Origin of the sequence: Evansella sp. AB-rgal1, from assembly GCF_041820985.1 — a bacterium.
GTDB lineage: Bacteria > Bacillota > Bacilli > Bacillales > Salisediminibacteriaceae > Evansella.
This window is the reverse complement of record NZ_JBGUAU010000079.1, coordinates 1-1,155: the sequence shown is the minus strand read 5'-3', so window position 1 is coordinate 1,155 and position 1,155 is coordinate 1. Positions and strand designations below refer to the sequence as shown.

Genomic DNA, 1,155 nt, shown 5'->3' with positions numbered 1-1,155 from the left:
AAAAGGGAGAGGTGCAATTATGGATCCGATTTATTTAATGAATAACTTATGGATTATTATTTGTTTCACACTAGTTTTACTTATGCAAGGTGGATTTATCCTGCTGGAGGCTGGTTCAACAAGAATGAAAAATGCAGGACACATTGCAGGAAAGACAATTTTCACGGTAGGTATTGCATCACTCGTTTTCTGGGCAGTAGGCTGGGGCTTTATTTACGGAGAAGGAAATGCATTTATCGGTTTATCTGACTTCTTTTATGGTGATTATTCTGCTGGGGAAGATTTAGCTCCTGCCGTGGACTTTATGTTCCAATTAGCGTTCGCAGCAATTGCTTTAACAATTGCTTTCGGTGGTTTCGCTGAACGTGCGAAACTAACGGCATACCTTGTTTTCGCAGTAGCGTTCTCGGCAGTTGTTTATCCTATCGTAGCCCACTGGATTTGGGGTGGAGGCTGGTTATCTGAGTTAGGAAAACAAGACTTTGCTGGTTCCACAGTAGTTCACTTAACTGGTGCCATGGCAGCATTAGCAGCAACCATTATTTTAAAACCACGTATTGGTAAATTCAACAAAGATGGTTCTGCAAACGAGTTAGCTGGACATAACCAAGTATATACAGCATTAGGTGTTCTCGTACTTTGGGTAGGTTGGTTTGGATTTAACGCAGGTAGTACATTAGAGGTTGCAGATGCATTCTTCGGGTATGTCGCTCTGACAACAATGTTAGCAGCATCAGCAGGTGCTATTGCAGCGATGTTCATCGTATGGGCGTTATCAGGTAAGGCAGATGTTCCTACAATGTTAAATGGTGCATTAGCAGGTCTAGTTGCAATCACAGCATCGTGTGCATTCGTAGCTCCTTGGGCATCTGTGGTAATAGGTATTATCGCTGGAATTTTAGTTTATGGAAGCATGAAATTCTTTGAGAAGATGAAAATTGATGATCCAATCTTCGCTTTATCTGTTCATGGTACTGCAGGTATTTGGGGAACAGTTTCCACAGGTTTCTTTGCAACACCAGAACTTGCTGCAATGAACGGTGGATCTGCAGGATTATTCTATGGCGGTGGATTCGGGCAATTAGGAGTTCAAGTCATCGGGGTTGTATCTTCTGGTTTATTCGCTTTCGTTCTATCCTTTATCATTTTGAAAGT

1 protein-coding gene is annotated in these 1,155 nt (G+C 41.9%); it reads left to right on the top strand.

Features of this window, described 5'->3' with window-relative positions:
* Positions 1–19 precede the first annotated feature (19 nt).
* Positions 20–1,155, top strand: a 1,136-nt coding sequence (locus tag ACERII_RS25845; protein WP_373645861.1) for an ammonium transporter, incomplete at its 3' end; no start/stop codon positions are given.